This is a genomic window from Streptomyces sp. NPDC032940 (assembly GCF_040636935.1).
In the GTDB taxonomy this organism is placed as follows: domain Bacteria; phylum Actinomycetota; class Actinomycetes; order Streptomycetales; family Streptomycetaceae; genus Streptomyces.
Window position 1 is genome coordinate 475,355 of record NZ_JBEZVJ010000001.1, and the last position, 18,057, is coordinate 493,411.

Consider the following 18,057-nt stretch of genomic DNA (forward strand, 5'->3'; position numbering starts at 1 on the left):
TCGTGCGCCGGCATGTGGAAAACTTCTGCGACATGCTGAGCACCTCCGCCCGCCTGCTGCGGCTGGTCTCCCTGCTGGCCGTCCGTCCCGCCTGGACATGCGGCGAGCTGGCCGCGCGTATCGAGGTCACCGAGCGGACGGTGCGCCGGGACATCGCCCGGCTGCGCGAGCTCGGGTACACCGTCGACTCCGACCCGGGCCCCTGGGGCGGTTACCGGCTGCGTCCCGGGACGCGTACGCCGCCGCTGATCCTGGACGACGAGGAGGCGCTCGCCGTCGCCGTCGGGCTGCGGGAGGCCGCGCTGAGCGGGGCGCTCGGCGGTGACCAGGCGGCCCTGTCGGCGCTGCTGAAGCTGCGCCAGGTGCTGCCCCGGCGGGTCGCGGACCGGCTGGGCGACATGGACGCCGCCTTCGTCCACACCCCGAGGACCACCGAGCCGCAGGTGCCGCCCGGCATGCTGCTCGAGCTGGCCGTCGCCTGCCGCCGGGCCGAGCGGGCCAGGCTCTCGTACGGCGACTGGGAGGGGCGGACCACCGTCCGGGACGTCGACCCGTACCGCCTGGTCCACACCGGGCGTCGCTGGTACTTCGTGGCCCGCGACGTGGAACGGGACCGCTGGCGCACCTTCCGGGCCGACCGCGTCCAGCGGCTCCAGCTCACCGGGCGGCCGGTGGAGATCGCCGACCCGCCCGACCCTGCGCTGCTCGTCTCCCGCAACACCGCCACCGGTCCCTACCCGCTGCGGGCGACGGTTCGCCTCCCGGTGCCGCTCGACCGGGCACTGCGGATCGTCCCGGCCGGCGTCGGCACCCACCGCGCCGACGGGCCCGACGCCACGGTCGTCGAGCTCGGCGGCCCCGACGCCGAGCGGCTGGCCGGGTACCTGCTCGGCCTCGGCACCCCCCTGCGCGTCCTCGCACCGGACTCCGTACGCGAGGCGCTGGCACGGCGCGCCCGGCAGCTCTTCGAGGACAACGCGGACGCGGAGCCCTGACCACGCCCGGACGGGCGGGGTGCCCGGACAGCCGGGGCGGTGCCCGGCCGCCCCGCCGGAAGGACAGCTCTCAACAATGGTCCGAACCAACCCCTTGCCCCCGCCCCGCCCGCGTCGCAAGCTCCCCTCATGGAGCTGGAGTTGCGGCATCTCAAGACGGTCCGGGCCATCGCCGAAGCCGGGAGCCTCACCAGGGCGGCGACGGCGCTCGGGCTCGCGCAGCCCGCGTTGAGCGCACAGCTCAAGCGGATCGAACGCGCCCTGGGCGGTGCCCTGTTCGAGCGCGGCCGGCACGGTGTGCGGGCCACCGCGCTGGGGGAGCTGGTGCTGGAGCGCAGCCGTATCGTGCTGCCCGCGGTCACCGAACTCCAGCGGGAAGCGGCCAGGTTCGCCCGCTGCGCCCCGCGCAGCGTGGAGCGGCTCCGGCTGGGCGGCACCCACGGGCCGTTACTGGGTGCCCTGGTCGACCGGCTGGCCGACGAGGCGCCGGACGCCCGGATGTCGACGTGCACGACCTGGTCGGAGCGTGAGCTGGCCGAGCAGCTCGTCGAAGGCCGGCTGGACTTCGCCCTCGCCGGAACCTGCGGGTCGGCGTCCCCGCCCGGCGGGGAGGGCCTGGTCTGGCGGGAGGTCGCCGTCGACCCGGTGTTCGTCATGGTGCCCGAGGGCCACCCGCTCGCCCGCCGTCCCGAGGTGGACCTGACCGACCTGGCGGGCGAGGAGTGGGCCTGCGTGCCCGGCGACGGCTGTTTCGGGGACTGTTTCACCGCGTCCTGCGCCCGCGCCGGGTTCACCCCGCACCGCATGTACGAGACGGACACCGCCTCCGTGGTGCACCTCGTGCAGGTGGGCCGGGCGGTCGGCCTGTGCCGCGCCACGTTCCCGACCACGCCCGGCGTCGTCACCCGGCCGCTCACCGGCACGCCGCTGGCCTGGCGGCACCTGCTCGGCTGGCACGCGGGGACCCAGCGGCAGGACACCGCCGCCACCGTCCTCGCGCAGGCCCGCATCGCCCACGCGGGCGTGGCCGCGGGCAGCGACAGCTACACCGCGTGGCTCGCGGCGCACGGGGACGCGGCGGCCGTGGGCTGAGCGCCGGAGCGACGGCGGTGGCCGCGCTGCGCCTCCACGCCGTGGCGCGTTCCATGCCTCGCGCTTCCACGCCACACGCCTTCCATAACGCCGGGGAGAGGGCCGGCCGGTGTCTACTCGGCACCGGCCGGCCCTCCCTACGGTTTCGGCACCTCCCCACCGAGACCGAGGAGTTCCCCATGTCCTCCCTGCCCTCCGTGTCGTCCCAGCGGCACACCAGAGCCAGAGCCGCGGGCGCCGCCCTAGCGGCGGCGGCCGCCCTGCTCGTGGCCGGGCTCAGCGGCTCCGCGAGCGCCCGGGCGGCCGAGGCCGCGGAGCCGGCGGCGCCCTCCGCCGCGCAGACCCTCCGCACCGACGCGGCCCCGCCCGCCCTGCTGAACGCCCTCCAGCGCGACCTCGGCCTCGACCGCGGCCAGGCCGAACGGCGCCTGGCGAACGAGGCCGAGGCGGGCGCCGTCGCGGGCCGGCTGCGGGCGGCGCTCGGCACCGACTACGCGGGCGCCTGGGTGCGGGGCGCGGAGTCCGGCACCCTGACCGTGGCGACGACGGACGCGCGCGACGTCCGCACGATCGAGGCACAGGGCGCCGAGGCGAAGGTCGTACGCCACTCGCTGGCCGGCCTGGACGCGGCCAAGGCCCGCCTGGACCGCGCGGCGGCCGGCCGGGACACCGCCGACGCACCCGTCTGGTACGTCGACACGCGCACCAACACCGTCGTCGTCGAGGCGATCCGTCCCGCCGCCGCCCGTTCGCTGCTCGCGGCGGCCGGCGTCGACAAGTCCCTGGCCCGTGTCGAGACCCGCACCGAGCGGCCCCGCACCTTCTACGACCTGCGCGGCGGCGAGGCGTACTACATCAACAACAGCAGCCGCTGCTCGATCGGCTTCCCCGTCACCAAGGGCAGCCAGCAGGGCTTCGCCACCGCGGGCCACTGCGGCCGGGCCGGGGCGAGCACGACCGGCTCCAACCAGGTTGCCCAGGGCACCTTCCAGGGCTCGATCTTCCCCGGCCGCGACATGGCGTGGGTGGCCACCAACTCCAACTGGACGGCGACCCCGTACGTCCTCGGCGCGGGCGGGCAGAACGTCCAGGTCACCGGCTCCACGGAGGCCCCGGTCGGCGCGTCCGTCTGCCGTTCCGGTTCGACCACCGGCTGGCACTGCGGCACCATCACACAGCTCAACACCAGCGTGACCTACCAGGAAGGCACCATCTCCCCGGTCACCAAGACCACGGTGTGCGCCGAGCCCGGCGACTCCGGCGGCTCGTACATCTCCGGCAGCCAGGCGCAGGGCGTCACCTCGGGCGGCTCCGGCGACTGCCGCAGCGGCGGCGAGACCTTCTTCCAGCCGATCAACGCGCTGCTGACGAACTACGGCCTCACCCTGAAGACGACCGGTGACGGCGGCGGCCCCGAGGAGCCCCCGCCGGGCGGCACCTGGGCGGCCGGCACCGTCTACCAGGCGGGCGACACGGTGACGTACGGCGGCGCCACGTACCGCTGCCTCCAGGGCCACCAGGCCCAGCCGGGCTGGGAGCCCTCGAACGTGCCGGCCCTGTGGCAGCGCGTGTGACCCCCTGAACGCCCCACGGGGGACACGGGGCAGGGCCCGGGCGCGCAGCGGGAGAGCGCCCGGGCCCGTCCGTGCGCCCGCCCGGTGTCCCAGCTCAGCCCAGCGACTCGCCCCCACCCGACGCGAACACCTCCGCGACCGACTGTGCTGTGATCGCCCGCGAGAACCAGACACCCAGCACATCCAGGTCGCCACACCCGCGAATACGCTCCCTGTCCTGTTCGGACACGTCGACACCACGCCGCTCCAGCAACAGCAGGATGTCCTCGGCCCGGCCCTCAGCCCGGCCCTCAGCCCTGAGGTTCTGAGCGGTCTCCGACTGGAAGAAGGAGAGGTCGGCGGCCATGATCTGCCTCCAGAGGTCTGCGGCCGGCGTCTTGCCAGCCGGGCTGAGAACCGTCGAACATGCCAGCCCTGTAGCAGCGCATGTGACCCCCTGAACGCCCCACCAGGGACACGAGGGCAGGGCCCGCCCGATGTCCCCGGCTCAGCCCAGCGACTCGCCCCCACCCGACGCGAACACCTCCGCGACCGACTGTGCTGTGATCGCCCGCGAGAACCAGACACCCAGCACATCCAGGTCGCCACACCCGCGGATACGCTCCCTGTCCTGTTCGGACACGTCGACACCACGCCGCTCCAGCAACAACAGAATGTCCTCGGCGCGGCCCTCGGCGCGGCCCTCGGCCCGGCCCTCAGCCCGGCCCTCAGCCCTGAGGTTCTGAGCGGTCTCCGACTGGAAGAAGGAGAGGTCGGCGGCCATGATCTGCCTCCAGAGGTCTGCGGCCGGCGTCTTGCCGAGGCCTTGTTCCGTGAGCTCGATGAAGATGCTTGCGGTGGACTCGTCGTCGGCCGACAAGCCCTTCAGCGCCGTGGCCAGAGCTTTCAGTATGGCATCGGAGTCCGGATCCTGACGGTGCAGAGACGCGGAGAGGACGGTCAGCGGGATGTCACGGGCCGCCTCGTCCGGACTGTCGATGACGGGCAGGTTGTCCGGCCCCAGAACCAGGGGGCGCACGGTGAGCGACGGCCACTGCGGGGGGCCGATGTCGATCTGCCGGGCAGCCCAAGCGGCCGTGCGACGGTCGGCGCAGACGACCAGGAGTACCGGCGGCAGACGGTACTTGGCGTGCAGGTGCGACAGGTAGTACGCCCAGCTCGCAGGCTTGTCGGAGTCCGGCTTCCCCTGCGACTCCACGGCGAGCAGGAACCTCTCGCCGCCCTCCGTGTCCATGCGCAGCAGTGTGTCCACGCGCCGCTCCACCGGACGGTTCTCCGTGAGATCGGTGGGGAAAGGGGCGGCCGAGACGGGATCGGCGAAGGTGACACCGAGGCCTCTGACAGCTCGCGCGAAAAGGCCCGGATCTTCTTGGAAGATCCTGTGCAGTGCCTCATGGGATGAACTGACCATGCGCCCAAGGTAGGAACCTCCAGGCAACGCCAGGCGGCATATGCCCGGACTCCCTACGAACGAGTGATCCGCGCCGGGCGGTTGACGCAGTCGGCACCACACCATGCGAAAGGACCCGCACGACCGAAGTCGTACGGGTCCTCTCAGGCATCAAGCCCAGGTCAGGTCAGTGACCGACAAGCAAGCGGAACTTACTTGTTGATCTTGGTGACCTGGCCGGCGCCCACGGTCCGGCCACCCTCACGGATGGCGAACTTCAGGCCCTCTTCCATGGCGACGGGCTGGATGAGCTCCACCTTCATCTCGGTGTTGTCACCCGGCATGACCATCTCGGTGCCCTCGGGGAGGGTCACGACGCCGGTCACGTCCGTCGTACGGAAGTAGAACTGCGGACGGTAGTTGTTGAAGAACGGCGTGTGGCGGCCACCCTCGTCCTTGGACAGGATGTAGGCCTGCGCCTCGAACTCGGTGTGCGGGGTGACCGAGCCCGGCTTGATGATGACCTGGCCGCGCTCGACGTCCTCGCGCTTGATGCCGCGGAGCAGCAGACCGACGTTCTCACCGGCCTGGCCCTCGTCGAGCAGCTTGCGGAACATCTCGATGCCGGTGACCGTGGTGGTGGTCTTCTCCGGCTTGATGCCGATGATGTCGACGGTCTCGTTGACCTTGAGGACACCACGCTCGATGCGGCCGGTGACGACCGTACCGCGACCGGTGATGGTGAAGACGTCCTCGATCGGCATCAGGAACGGCTTGTCGACGTCACGCTCGGGCTCCGGGATGGCCTCGTCCACGGCCTTCATGAGCTCGAGGACCGAGTTGCCCCACTCCTTGTCGCCCTCGAGGGCCTTCAGAGCGGAGACCTTGACGACGGGAACGTCGTCGCCCGGGAACTCGTACTCGGAGAGGAGCTCACGCACCTCGAGCTCGACGAGCTCCAGGATCTCCTCGTCGTCCACCATGTCGGCCTTGTTCAGCGCGACGACGATGTACGGAACGCCGACCTGGCGGGCCAGGAGCACGTGCTCCTTGGTCTGCGGCATCGGGCCGTCGGTGGCGGCGACCACGAGGATGGCGCCGTCCATCTGCGCCGCACCCGTGATCATGTTCTTGATGTAGTCCGCGTGACCGGGGCAGTCGACGTGGGCGTAGTGACGCGTCTCGGTCTGGTACTCGACGTGCGCGATGGAGATGGTGATACCGCGCTGGCGCTCTTCGGGAGCCTTGTCGATCTGGTCGAAGGCCGAGGCCTCGTTCAGGTCCGGGTACGCGTCGTGCAGCACCTTGGTAATGGCGGCCGTGAGGGTCGTCTTACCGTGGTCGATGTGACCGATGGTGCCGATGTTGACGTGCGGCTTAGTCCGCTCGAACTTCGCCTTCGCCACTGGGGTCCTCCTGTGGAGTGGTTCTGTACGCCTTACTCATCGGCGCCAGGTGATCTTTGCTGGGAAACCCGGGCCAGGGGGCATTCCGCCGGGTTGGCGGTGGAATGCCCCTTGCAGGCTCCGGGGTCAAGCCTAAAGCGTGTGAACGCGGTCCGTTAAACGCGGACTGGGTTACTCGCCCTTGGCCTTCGCGATGATCTCCTCGGCGACGTTCCGGGGAACCTCGGCGTAGGAGTCGAACTGCATCGAGTAGCTTGCGCGACCCGACGTCTTGCTGCGGAGGTCGCCGACGTAGCCGAACATCTCCGACAGGGGCACGAGGCCCTTGACGACGCGGGCGCCCGCACGCTCCTCCATGGCCTGGATCTGGCCACGGCGGGAGTTGATGTCGCCGATGACCTCACCCATGTAGTCCTCGGGCGTGGTGACCTCGACGGCCATCATCGGCTCGAGGAGCACGGGCGAAGCCTTGCGCGCGGCCTCCTTGAAGGCCTGCGAACCGGCGATCTTGAAGGCGAGCTCGGAGGAGTCGACCTCGTGGTAGCCACCGTCGATGAGCGTGACGCGGACGCCCGTCATCTCGTAGCCGGCCAGGATGCCGAACTGCATGGCCTCCTGCGCACCGGCGTCCACCGAAGGGATGTACTCCTTCGGGATGCGGCCACCGGTGACCTTGTTCACGAACTCGTACGAGGCGTCGCCGCCCTCGATCGGCTCGATCGCGATCTGCACCTTGGCGAACTGACCGGTACCACCGGTCTGCTTCTTGTGGGTGTAGTCCACGCGCTCGACGGCCTTGCGGATCGTCTCACGGTACGCGACCTGAGGCTTGCCGACGTTGGCCTCGACCTTGAACTCACGGCGCATACGGTCGACCAGCACCTCGAGGTGCAGCTCGCCCATACCACCGATGATGGTCTGGCCGGTCTCCTCGTTGGTGTGGACCTGGAAGGACGGGTCCTCCTCGGCCAGGCGCTGGATCGCGACGCCGAGCTTCTCCTGGTCGCCCTTCGACTTGGGCTCGATGGCGACCTGGATGACCGGCGCCGGGAAGTCCATGGACTCCAGGATGACCGGGCTCTTGTCGTCGGACAGCGTCTCACCGGTGGTGGTCTGCTTCAGGCCCATGACGGCGACGATGTCGCCGGCGCCCACCGAGTCGATCTCCTCACGCTTGTTCGCGTGCATGCGGTAGATCTTGCCGATGCGCTCCTTCTTGCCCTTGACGGAGTTCAGCACCGCGGTGCCGGACTCCAGGCGGCCCGAGTAGACCCGGACGAAGGTGAGCTTGCCGAGGTGCGGGTCGCTCATGATCTTGAACGCGAGCGCGGCCAGCGGCTCGTCCTCGGACGGCTTCCGCTTGACGACGACCTCGGGGTCCTTGACGTCGTGACCCTCGATGGCCTCGACGTCGAGCGGGGTCGGCAGGTAGCGCACGACCGCGTCGAGCAGGGGCTGGACGCCCTTGTTCTTGAACGCGGTGCCGCAGAACACCGGGGTGACCGTGGTGTCGCTGGACTTGCCGGAGGCGATCGTGATGCGACGGATCGCGGCGTACAGCTGCTCCTCGGTGGGCTCCTGGCCCTCCAGGAACAGCTCCATGATCTCTTCGTCGTTCTCGGCGACGGCCTCGACCAGCTTGCCGCGCCACTCCTCGGCGGCCTCGGTGTGCGTGTCGGGGATGTCGACGACGTCGTACATCTCGCCCTTGGCGGCCTCGGCGGACCACACGAGCGCCTTCATGCGGACCAGGTCCACGACGCCCTTGAAGTCGGCCTCGGCGCCGATCGGGAGCTGCATGACGAGCGGCTGGGCGCCCAGGCGGTCCGAGATCATGTCCACGCAGCGGTGGAACTCGGCGCCGGTACGGTCCAGCTTGTTGACGAAGCAGATGCGCGGGACGCCGTAACGGTCGGCCTGACGCCACACCGTCTCGGACTGCGGCTCGACACCGGCGACACCGTCGAACACGGTCACGGCACCGTCGAGCACACGCAGGGAACGCTCCACCTCGACGGTGAAGTCGACGTGCCCCGGGGTGTCGATGATGTTGATCGTGTAGTCGTTGTCCTCGAGCGGCCAGTGGCAGGTGGTCGCAGCAGACGTGATCGTGATGCCACGCTCCTGCTCCTGCTCCATCCAGTCCATGGTGGCAGCGCCGTCGTGGACCTCACCGATCTTGTACGACACACCGGTGTAGAACAGAATCCGCTCGGTGGTGGTCGTCTTGCCCGCGTCGATGTGGGCCATGATCCCGATGTTGCGGACCTTGGCCAGGTCAAGTGAAGTGGTAGCCATAAGGCTTCAGTCTTCTCTCGGTCTCGATGTGGGTAGCGACTACCAGCGGTAGTGCGCGAAGGCCTTGTTGGACTCGGCCATCTTGTGCGTGTCCTCGCGCTTCTTCACAGCGGCACCCAGGCCGTTGGAGGCGTCGAGGAGCTCGTTGAGCAGACGCTCGGTCATGGTCTTCTCGCGACGGGCGCGGGAGTAACCGACGAGCCAGCGCAGCGCGAGGGTGTTGGCGCGACCGGGCTTGACCTCGATCGGCACCTGGTAGGTGGCGCCACCGACACGGCGGGACTTGACCTCGAGGGTCGGCTTGATGTTCTCGAGCGCGCGCTTCAGCGTGATGATCGGGTCGTTGCCCGTCTTCTCACGCAGACCCTCCATGGCGCCGTAGACGATGCGCTCGGCGGTGGAGCGCTTGCCGTTCAGCAGCACCTTGTTGATCAGGGAGGTCACCAGAGGAGAACCGTAGACCGGGTCGATGATGACCGGGCGCTTCGGGGCGGGGCCCTTACGAGGCATTCTTACTTCTCCTTCTTGGCGCCGTAGCGGCTGCGGGCCTGCTTGCGGTTCTTGACACCCTGGGTGTCGAGCGAGCCGCGGATGATCTTGTAGCGAACACCCGGCAGGTCCTTCACACGGCCGCCGCGCACGAGCACGATGGAGTGCTCCTGCAGGTTGTGTCCCTCACCCGGAATGTAAGCAGTGACCTCGATACCGCTGGTCAGACGCACACGCGCGACCTTACGCAGGGCCGAGTTCGGCTTCTTCGGGGTGGTCGTGAACACACGCGTGCAGACGCCACGACGCTGAGGGGATCCCTCGAGTGCGGGCGTCTTGTTCTTCTCGACCTTGTCCTGCCGGCCCTTACGGACCAGCTGCTGGATCGTAGGCACTACTTCTCCGGTTTCTGTGTGCCGAATGGTGAAGCTAACCTGGAACGTCACCGACCCACGCGGTCGGGTGTGTCGAAGCCGCGGACCCTCGCCGCGAGGACGGAAAGAGGCGCGATTTGCGGTGGCCGCTCACGGCCCCCGGTGCGGTTGAAGGCACGCACGAAGGCCAGGGCACACCCCAGGCACAAGGTCTGAGCGTACCTATCGCATTCGCTGCGGTCAAAACAAATGGGCGACACCGACACCGGCGCCCGCCTCGCCCCGTTTTCACCCGATCCTCACGCAGCCGCACCCGCGCGTCCTGGCGACCGTGTACGGGCCCGGCCGCCCGGCGGACGGAATCCGCACCAGAACCCTGCCCGTGAGGCCGCCAGGCCCCGCGTCAGCACCCTTCCAGGGCCAGCGCGGCACGCCGAAGGGCGGCCACCCTGCGAGGGGTGACCGCCCTTCGGGCGTATCAAGCTGCCCGCTTACTGGTTGTACGGACCGTAGTCGTAGTCCTCCAGCGGAACGGCCTGGCCGGAGCCCGTGCCGAACGGCGAGTAGTCGATGTCGTCGTAGCCGACGGCCGAGTACATCGCGGCCTTGGCCTCCTCGGTCGGCTCGACCCGGATGTTGCGGTAGCGGGACAGGCCCGTACCGGCCGGGATGAGCTTACCGATGATGACGTTCTCCTTGAGGCCGATGAGGCTGTCGGACTTGGCGTTGATCGCCGCGTCCGTCAGGACTCGGGTCGTCTCCTGGAAGGAGGCGGCCGACAGCCAGGATTCCGTCGCCAGCGAGGCCTTGGTGATACCCATCAGCTGCGGACGACCGGAGGCCGGGTGACCGCCCTCCTGGACCACACGACGGTTCTCGGTCTCGAACTTCGACCGCTCGACCAGCTCGCCGGGCAGCAGCTCGGCGTCGCCGGACTCGATGATCGTCACGCGGCGCAGCATCTGCCGGATGATGATCTCGATGTGCTTGTCGTGGATCGACACGCCCTGCGAGTTGTAGACCTTCTGGACCTCGCCGACCAGGTGGACCTGGACGGCACGCTGACCCAGGATGCGCAGCACGTCGTGCGGGTTGGTGGCACCCACGGTGAGCTTCTGGCCCACCTCGACGTGGTCGCCCTCGCCCACGAGCAGACGGGCACGCTTCGAGATCGGGTAGGCCGTCTCGTCGCTGCCGTCGTCCGGGGTGACGACGATCTTCTTGGTCTTCTCGGTCTCCTCGATCCGCACGCGGCCGGAGGCCTCGGAGATCGGGGCGACACCCTTCGGGGTACGGGCCTCGAAGAGCTCGACGACACGGGGCAGACCCTGGGTGATGTCGTCACCGGCCACACCACCGGTGTGGAAGGTACGCATCGTCAGCTGGGTACCGGGCTCACCGATGGACTGGGCGGCGATGATGCCGACCGCCTCACCGATGTCGACCAGCTTGCCGGTGGCCAGGGAGCGGCCGTAGCACATGGCGCAGGTGCCGACCTGGGATTCGCAGGTCAGGATCGAGCGGGTCTTGACCTCCTCGACACCGTGGTGCACCAGCTGGTCGATGAGCACGTCACCGAGGTCGACGTTGGCCGGCGCGATCACCTTGCCGTCGATGACGACGTCCTCGGCGAGCATGCGGGCGTAGACGCTGGTCTCGACGTCGTCGGCCTTGCGCAGCACGCCGTCCTCGCCGCGCTCGGCGATCCGCAGCTTCAGACCGCGCTCGGTGCCGCAGTCCTCCTCGCGGATGATGACGTCCTGGGAGACGTCGACCAGACGACGCGTGAGGTAACCGGAGTCGGCGGTACGCAGAGCGGTGTCCGCCAGACCCTTACGGGCACCGTGTGTGGAGATGAAGTACTCCAGCACGGACAGGCCCTCACGGAACGACGCCTTGATCGGACGCGGGATCGTCTCGTTCTTCGCGTTCGACACCAGACCACGCATACCGGCGATCTGACGCATCTGCATCATGTTGCCTCGTGCACCCGAGTTCACCATCATGAAGATCGGGTTGGTCTTCGGGAAGTTGTCGTTCATCGCCTCGGCGACCTCGTTGGTCGCCTTGGTCCAGATCGCGATGAGCTCCTGCGTGCGCTCGTCCTTGGTGATCAGACCGCGCTCGTACTGCTTCTGGACCTTCTCGTCCTGCGCCTCGTAGCCCTTGACGATCTCCTTCTTCGCCTCGGGAACGACGACGTCGGAGATGGCCACGGTGACACCGGAACGGGTCGCCCAGTAGAAGCCGGCCGCCTTCAGGTTGTCGAGCGTCGCCGCCACGATGACCTTGGGGTAGCGCTCGGCGAGGTCGTTGACGATCTCGGAGAGCTGCTTCTTGCCGACCTCGTAGTCGACGAAGGGGTAGTCCTCGGGCAGCAGCTCGTTGAAGAGCGCGCGGCCCAGCGTGGTCCGCAGGGTGAAGGTGTCACCCTGCTGCCACTCCGGCTCACCCTCCTCGCGCGCCGGGGGCTCCCAGCCGCGGGGCGGGATGGTGCCCACCGGGAAGCGGATGTCGACCTTCGACTGGAGCGACAGGTCGCCCGCGTCGAACGCCATGATCGCCTCGGCGGCGGAACCGAAGGCCCGGCCCTCGCCCTTGAGGTCGCGGCCCTCGCCGTCGGTGGTGAGGAAGAACAGACCGAGGACCATGTCCTGGGTCGGCATCGTCACCGGACGGCCGTCGGCCGGCTTGAGGATGTTGTTCGAGGACAGCATCAGGATGCGGGCCTCGGCCTGCGCCTCCGCGGAGAGCGGCAGGTGGACGGCCATCTGGTCACCGTCGAAGTCCGCGTTGAACGCGGTGCAGACGAGCGGGTGGATCTGGATGGCCTTGCCCTCGACCAGCTGCGGCTCGAAGGCCTGGATGCCGAGGCGGTGCAGGGTGGGCGCACGGTTCAGCAGAACCGGGTGCTCCGCGATGACCTCTTCCAGCACGTCGTACACGACCGTGCGGCCGCGCTCGACCATGCGCTTGGCGCTCTTGATGTTCTGCGCGTGGTTCAGGTCGACCAGGCGCTTCATCACGAACGGCTTGAAGAGCTCCAGCGCCATGGCCTTGGGCAGGCCGCACTGGTGCAGCTTCAGCTGCGGGCCGACGACGATGACGGAACGCGCCGAGTAGTCGACTCGCTTGCCGAGCAGGTTCTGACGGAAGCGGCCCTGCTTGCCCTTGAGCATGTCGGACAGCGACTTCAGCGGACGGTTGCCGGGGCCCGTGACCGGGCGGCCACGACGGCCGTTGTCGAAGAGCGCGTCGACGGCCTCCTGGAGCATGCGCTTCTCGTTGTTCACGATGATCTCGGGCGCACCGAGGTCGAGAAGCCGCTTCAGGCGGTTGTTGCGGTTGATGACACGGCGGTACAGGTCGTTCAGGTCGGAGGTCGCGAAGCGGCCACCGTCCAGCTGCACCATCGGACGCAGGTCCGGCGGGATGACCGGCACGCAGTCCAGCACCATGCCCTTGGGGCTGTTGCTGGTCTGCAGGAACGCGGAGACGACCTTGAGGCGCTTGAGCGCACGGGTCTTCTTCTGGCCCTTGCCGGTGCGGATGATCTCGCGGAGGCGCTCGGCCTCCTCGTCGAGGTCGAAGGACTCCAGGCGCTTCTGCAGCGCGGCGGCGCCCATCGAGCCGTCGAAGTAGGTGCCGAAGCGGTCGCGCAGCTCGCGGTAGAGCAGCTCGTCGCCCTCGAGGTCCTGGACCTTGAGGTTCTTGAACCGGTTCCACACCTCGTCGAGGCGGTCGATCTCGCGCTGCGCACGGTCGCGCAGCTGCTTCATCTCGCGCTCGGCACCCTCGCGCACCTTGCGGCGCACGTCGGCCTTGGCGCCCTCGGCCTCCAGCTCGGCCAGGTCGGTCTCGAGCTTCTTGGCGCGGGCCTCGAGGTCGGCGTCGCGGCGGTTCTCGATCTGCTGACGCTCGACGGAGACGTGGGCCTCCAGCGACGGCAGGTCGCGCGTACGGCGCTCCTCGTCCACGTACGTGATCATGTACGCGGCGAAGTAGATGACCTTCTCGAGGTCCTTCGGCGCCAGGTCCAGCAGGTAGCCCAGGCGCGACGGGACACCCTTGAAGTACCAGATGTGGGTGACGGGAGCGGCCAGCTCGATGTGGCCCATCCGCTCACGGCGCACCTTGGCGCGCGTGACCTCGACGCCACAGCGCTCACAGATGATGCCCTTGAAGCGGACGCGCTTGTACTTGCCGCAGTAGCACTCCCAGTCCCGGGTCGGACCGAAGATCTTCTCGCAGAAGAGTCCGTCCTTCTCGGGCTTGAGGGTGCGGTAGTTGATGGTCTCGGGCTTCTTGACCTCGCCGTGGCTCCACTGACGGATGTCGTCAGCGGTGGCCAGACCGATCCGGAGCTCGTCGAAGAAGTTGACGTCGAGCACTATGCGTCAATCCCTCTCAGGGTTGTAAGTCTTGGGGTCTGAATCGGGGGTCCTGGGGCCGGCGGGCCTTGATCGCTCAAGGCCCGCCGAAACTCCCGTCAGACCTCTTCGACGCTGCTCGGCTCGCGCCGGGACAGGTCGATGCCGAGCTCCTCCGCAGCGCGGAAGACGTCCTCGTCGGTGTCGCGCATCTCGATGGACATGCCGTCCGAGGACAGCACCTCCACGTTGAGGCACAGGGACTGCATCTCCTTGATGAGCACCTTGAAGGACTCGGGGATGCCGGGCTCAGGAATGTTCTCGCCCTTGACGATGGCCTCGTAGACCTTCACGCGGCCGGTCACGTCGTCGGACTTGATGGTCAGCAGCTCCTGGAGGGCGTACGCGGCGCCGTAAGCCTCCAGCGCCCACACCTCCATCTCACCGAAGCGCTGGCCACCGAACTGGGCCTTACCACCCAGCGGCTGCTGGGTGATCATCGAGTACGGACCGGTCGAGCGGGCGTGCAGCTTGTCGTCGACCAGGTGGTGCAGCTTGAGGATGTACATGTAGCCGACCGAGATCGGGTCCGGGAACGGCTCACCGCTGCGGCCGTCGAACAGCCGCGCCTTGCCGGACGGGAGCACCATGCGCTCGCCGTCGCGGTTCGGGATGGTGTGCTGCAGCAGACCCGCCAGCTCGTCCTCGCGCGCACCGTCGAACACCGGGGTGGCGACGTTGGTGCCGGGCTCGACCTGGTCGGCGCCGATGGCCTGCAGGCGCTGGGCCCACTCCTCCGCGAGGCCGGAGACGTCCCAGCCGCGGCTGGCGAGCCAGCCGAGGTGGATCTCCAGGACCTGTCCCGGGTTCATTCGGGACGGGACACCGAGCGGGTTGAGGATGATGTCGACCGGGGTGCCGTCCTCCAGGAACGGCATGTCCTCGATCGGCAGGATCTTCGAGATGACGCCCTTGTTGCCGTGACGGCCGGCGAGCTTGTCACCGTCGGTGATCTTGCGCTTCTGCGCGACGTAGACGCGCACCAGCTGGTTGACACCGGGGGGAAGCTCGTCGCCCTCCTCGCGGTCGAAGACGCGGACGCCGATGACCTTGCCGATCTCGCCGTGCGGGACCTTCAGCGAGGTGTCACGGACCTCACGGGCCTTCTCACCGAAGATCGCGCGCAGCAGGCGCTCCTCGGGCGTCAGCTCGGTCTCGCCCTTGGGCGTGACCTTGCCGACGAGGATGTCGCCGGCGACGACGTCGGCACCGATGCGGATGATGCCGCGCTCGTCGAGGTCGGCGAGGACCTCCTCGGAGACGTTCGGGATGTCCCGGGTGATCTCCTCGGGGCCGAGCTTGGTGTCACGGGCGTCGACCTCGTGCTCCTCGATGTGGATCGAGGAGAGGACGTCGTCCTGCACGAGGCGCTGCGACAGGATGATCGCGTCCTCGTAGTTGTGACCCTCCCACGGCATGAAGGCGACCAGCAGGTTCTTGCCGAGCGCCATCTCGCCGTTCTCGGTGGCCGGGCCGTCGGCCAGGACCTGGCCCTCGATGACCCGGTCGCCCTCGGAGACGATGACCTTCTGGTTGACCGAGGTTCCCTGGTTGGACCGGGAGAACTTGGCCAGGCGGTACGTGATGTACGTGCCGTCGTCGTTGGTGGTGGTGATGTAGTCCGCGGAGACCTCCTGGACCACGCCCGCCTTCTCGGCCTTGACCACGTCGCCGGCGTCGACCGCGGAGCGGTACTCCATGCCGGTGCCGACGAGCGGTGACTCGCTCTTGATGAGCGGGACGGCCTGACGCATCATGTTCGCGCCCATGAGGGCACGGTTGGCGTCGTCGTGCTCGAGGAACGGGATCATGGCGGTCGCGACCGACACCATCTGGCGCGGCGAGACGTCCATGTAGTCGACGTCGTCACCGGGGACGTAGTCGACCTCGCCGCCACGGCGGCGGACCAGCACGCGGTTCTCGGCGAAGCGGAAGTCGTCGGTCAGCGGCGCGTTGGCCTGCGCGATGACGAAGCGGTCCTCCTCGTCGGCGGTCAGGTAGTCCACCTCGTCGGTGACCTGGCCGTCGACGACCTTGCGGTACGGCGTCTCGATGAAGCCGAAGGGGTTGATCCGGCCGTACGAGGCGAGCGAGCCGATCAGACCGATGTTCGGGCCTTCCGGCGTCTCGATCGGGCACATGCGGCCGTAGTGCGACGGGTGCACGTCGCGGACCTCGAAGCCGGCCCGCTCACGGGAGAGACCACCCGGGCCGAGCGCGTTGAGACGACGCTTGTGCGTCAGACCCGACAGCGGGTTGTTCTGGTCCATGAACTGGGACAGCTGGCTGGTGCCGAAGAACTCCTTGATGGAGGCGACGACCGGCCGGATGTTGATCAGGGTCTGCGGCGTGATCGCCTCGACGTCCTGGGTGGTCATGCGCTCGCGCACGACGCGCTCCATACGGGCGAGACCCGTACGGACCTGGTTCTGGATCAGCTCGCCGACGTTGCGGATGCGGCGGTTGCCGAAGTGGTCGATGTCGTCGGTCTCGACGATGATCGACCGGCCCGACTCGCCGACCGTCTCGGTCTCACCGGCGTGCAGCTTCACCAGGTACTTGATGGTGGCGATGATGTCGTCGGTGGTGAGCACGCCGGCGTCCAGCGGCTCGTCCGCGCCGAGCTTCTTGTTCACCTTGTAGCGGCCGACCTTCGCGAGGTCGTAGCGCTTGGGGTTGAAGTAGAGGTTCTCGAGCAGCGTCTGCGCGGCCTCACGGGTGGGCGGCTCGCCCGGACGCAGCTTGCGGTAGATGTCGAGCAGCGCGTCGTCCTGGCCCTGGGTGTGGTCCTTCTCCAGGGTGGCGCGCATGGACTCGTACTCGCCGAACTCCTCGAGGATCTGCTCGGTGGTCCAGCCGAGGGCCTTGAGGAGGACGGTCACGGACTGCTTGCGCTTGCGGTCGATGCGCACACCGACCATGTCGCGCTTGTCGATCTCCATCTCCAGCCAGGCACCCCGGGACGGGATGATCTTGGCGGAGAAGATGTCCTTGTCGGACGTCTTGTCGATGGAGGAGTCGAAGTAGACGCCCGGCGAGCGGACGAGCTGGGACACCACGACACGCTCGGTGCCGTTGATGACGAAGGTGCCCTTGTTGGTCATGAGCGGGAAGTCGCCCATGAAGACCGTCTGGGACTTGATCTCGCCGGTCTCGTTGTTGGTGAACTCGGCGGTGACGAAGAGCGGGGCCGCGTACGTGAAGTCGCGCTCCTTGCACTCGTCGATGCTGTTCTTCGGAGGCTCGAAACGGTGGTCGCGGAACGTCAGCGACATCGACCCGGAGAAGTCCTCGATCGGCGAGATCTCCTCGAAGATCTCTTCCAGACCGGACTTGGTGGGGACGTCGTGACCGGACTCCAGAGCCGACTCGACGCGAGCCTTCCACGCGTCGTTGCCGAGCAGCCAGTCGAAGCTCTCGGTTTGCAGCGCGAGAAGGTTCGGAACCTCGAGGGGCTCCTTGATCTTTGCAAAGGAGATGCGCAGCGGGGCGGTGCTGGCAGCGTTGTTCGTATTCGCGGTCGAGGCATTGCGCGAGGCGGCCAAGAGGGGGTCCTTCCGAGGGCTCGGACTCACTACGCGCGTACCGGCCCCTCTTCCTCACACGGAGACAGGGGGTGTCTGATGTGGCCGAAGAGCCAGGTCAGACATGCTCTGGTCGTCAGTGCTCGGGCGAGGGCAGACCCCTGGTGACGGGCAGGGGGCAGCTAACAGGCAGCGCAAAGGGACAGTGTAGCCACTTGGCACACTGATGTCCAATGCCCTTTTCCTGAACCGTGTCCGCTCCTCATAGTCCTCACCACCTGCGGCAAGGCCTCGCCCTCAACGCACCGTGATACTGCCCTCTTCGTCGTGGATCCATGCCTCGGATTCGGATCCTTGTGACGACGCGTCCTGAGAATTGCGCGCTGCGTGCGGTTCGTCAAGGCCCCCCTTGTCCAAACCGGCTGCCGTCCAGGCATCTCAGGGTCCCGGAGACGGCACGACGAAGATCACCATACTCTTCGCCG

General features: G+C 68.3%; 11 protein-coding genes. 3 read left to right on the forward strand and 8 right to left on the reverse strand.

Going from position 1 to position 18,057, the window contains the following annotated elements; all coding sequences use genetic code 11:
- Window positions 1-32: 32 nt before the first annotated feature.
- The 3 genes from AB0E77_RS02225 to AB0E77_RS02235 all read left to right on the forward strand — a co-directional run bounded on the left by AB0E77_RS02225 (window position 33) and on the right by AB0E77_RS02235 (window position 3,661).
- Window positions 33-995 (forward strand): YafY family protein, encoded by a 963-nt coding sequence (locus tag AB0E77_RS02225; RefSeq protein WP_361564236.1) that lies wholly within the window; start codon window positions 33-35, stop codon window positions 993-995.
- A 129-nt stretch (window positions 996-1,124) separates the two neighbouring features.
- Complete coding sequence (locus AB0E77_RS02230) at window positions 1,125-2,087, forward strand: LysR family transcriptional regulator (RefSeq protein WP_361564238.1); 963 nt, start codon at window positions 1,125-1,127, stop codon at window positions 2,085-2,087.
- A 179-nt stretch (window positions 2,088-2,266) separates the two neighbouring features.
- Window positions 2,267-3,661 carry an alpha-lytic protease prodomain-containing protein gene (locus tag AB0E77_RS02235; RefSeq protein ID WP_361564241.1) on the forward strand — a complete coding sequence of 465 codons (1,395 nt, stop codon included), beginning with the start codon at window positions 2,267-2,269 and terminating at the stop codon, window positions 3,659-3,661.
- A 94-nt stretch (window positions 3,662-3,755) separates the two neighbouring features.
- On the opposite strand, the gene AB0E77_RS02240 is transcribed toward AB0E77_RS02235, so the two are convergent.
- From AB0E77_RS02240 to rpoB, 8 genes are all read right to left on the reverse strand, one after another.
- Window positions 3,756-4,007, reverse strand: coding sequence for a hypothetical protein (locus AB0E77_RS02240; RefSeq protein WP_361564244.1), 252 nt, complete (start codon window positions 4,005-4,007; stop codon window positions 3,756-3,758).
- Window positions 4,008-4,148: 141 nt separating this feature from the next.
- Window positions 4,149-5,072, reverse strand: a complete 924-nt coding sequence (locus AB0E77_RS02245) for a hypothetical protein (RefSeq protein ID WP_361564246.1) — start codon at window positions 5,070-5,072, stop codon at window positions 4,149-4,151.
- 191 nt (window positions 5,073-5,263) lie between these two features.
- Window positions 5,264-6,457, reverse strand: coding sequence for an elongation factor Tu (tuf, locus tag AB0E77_RS02250; protein WP_077796778.1), 1,194 nt, complete (start codon window positions 6,455-6,457; stop codon window positions 5,264-5,266).
- A gap of 171 nt (window positions 6,458-6,628) precedes the next feature.
- Window positions 6,629-8,755: an elongation factor G gene (fusA, locus tag AB0E77_RS02255; RefSeq protein WP_189229159.1), complete on the reverse strand. Its 2,127-nt coding sequence runs from the start codon at window positions 8,753-8,755 to the stop codon at window positions 6,629-6,631.
- A gap of 39 nt (window positions 8,756-8,794) precedes the next feature.
- On the reverse strand, window positions 8,795-9,265 hold the full coding sequence (gene rpsG, locus AB0E77_RS02260) for a 30S ribosomal protein S7 (RefSeq protein ID WP_003992340.1): 471 nt from the start codon (window positions 9,263-9,265) through the stop codon (window positions 8,795-8,797).
- A 2-nt stretch (window positions 9,266-9,267) separates the two neighbouring features.
- A complete protein-coding gene (gene rpsL / locus AB0E77_RS02265; protein WP_003948652.1) occupies window positions 9,268-9,639 on the reverse strand; it encodes a 30S ribosomal protein S12 in 372 nt (123 codons plus the stop codon).
- Between the two features lie 470 nt (window positions 9,640-10,109).
- Entirely contained in the window at window positions 10,110-14,009 is a 3,900-nt protein-coding gene (locus AB0E77_RS02270) for a DNA-directed RNA polymerase subunit beta' (RefSeq protein WP_361564249.1), read from the reverse strand.
- Window positions 14,010-14,107: 98 nt separating this feature from the next.
- Window positions 14,108-17,593: a DNA-directed RNA polymerase subunit beta gene (rpoB, locus tag AB0E77_RS02275; RefSeq protein WP_361564252.1), complete on the reverse strand. Its 3,486-nt coding sequence runs from the start codon at window positions 17,591-17,593 to the stop codon at window positions 14,108-14,110.
- Window positions 17,594-18,057 lie beyond the last annotated feature (464 nt).

What these genes read in the sequence shown, in the direction of transcription:
- rpsG (WP_003992340.1), bottom strand. Translation starts at nt 9,265, where the DNA reads ATGCCTCGTAAGGGCCCCGCCCCGAAGCGCCCGGTCATCATCGACCCG.
- fusA (WP_189229159.1), bottom strand. Translation starts at nt 8,755, where the DNA reads ATGGCTACCACTTCACTTGACCTGGCCAAGGTCCGCAACATCGGGATC.
- AB0E77_RS02230 (WP_361564238.1), top strand. Translation starts at nt 1,125, where the DNA reads ATGGAGCTGGAGTTGCGGCATCTCAAGACGGTCCGGGCCATCGCCGAA.
- AB0E77_RS02245 (WP_361564246.1), bottom strand. Translation starts at nt 5,072, where the DNA reads ATGGTCAGTTCATCCCATGAGGCACTGCACAGGATCTTCCAAGAAGAT.
- AB0E77_RS02240 (WP_361564244.1), bottom strand. Translation starts at nt 4,007, where the DNA reads ATGGCCGCCGACCTCTCCTTCTTCCAGTCGGAGACCGCTCAGAACCTC.
- AB0E77_RS02235 (WP_361564241.1), top strand. Translation starts at nt 2,267, where the DNA reads ATGTCCTCCCTGCCCTCCGTGTCGTCCCAGCGGCACACCAGAGCCAGA.
- AB0E77_RS02225 (WP_361564236.1), top strand. Translation starts at nt 33, where the DNA reads ATGCTGAGCACCTCCGCCCGCCTGCTGCGGCTGGTCTCCCTGCTGGCC.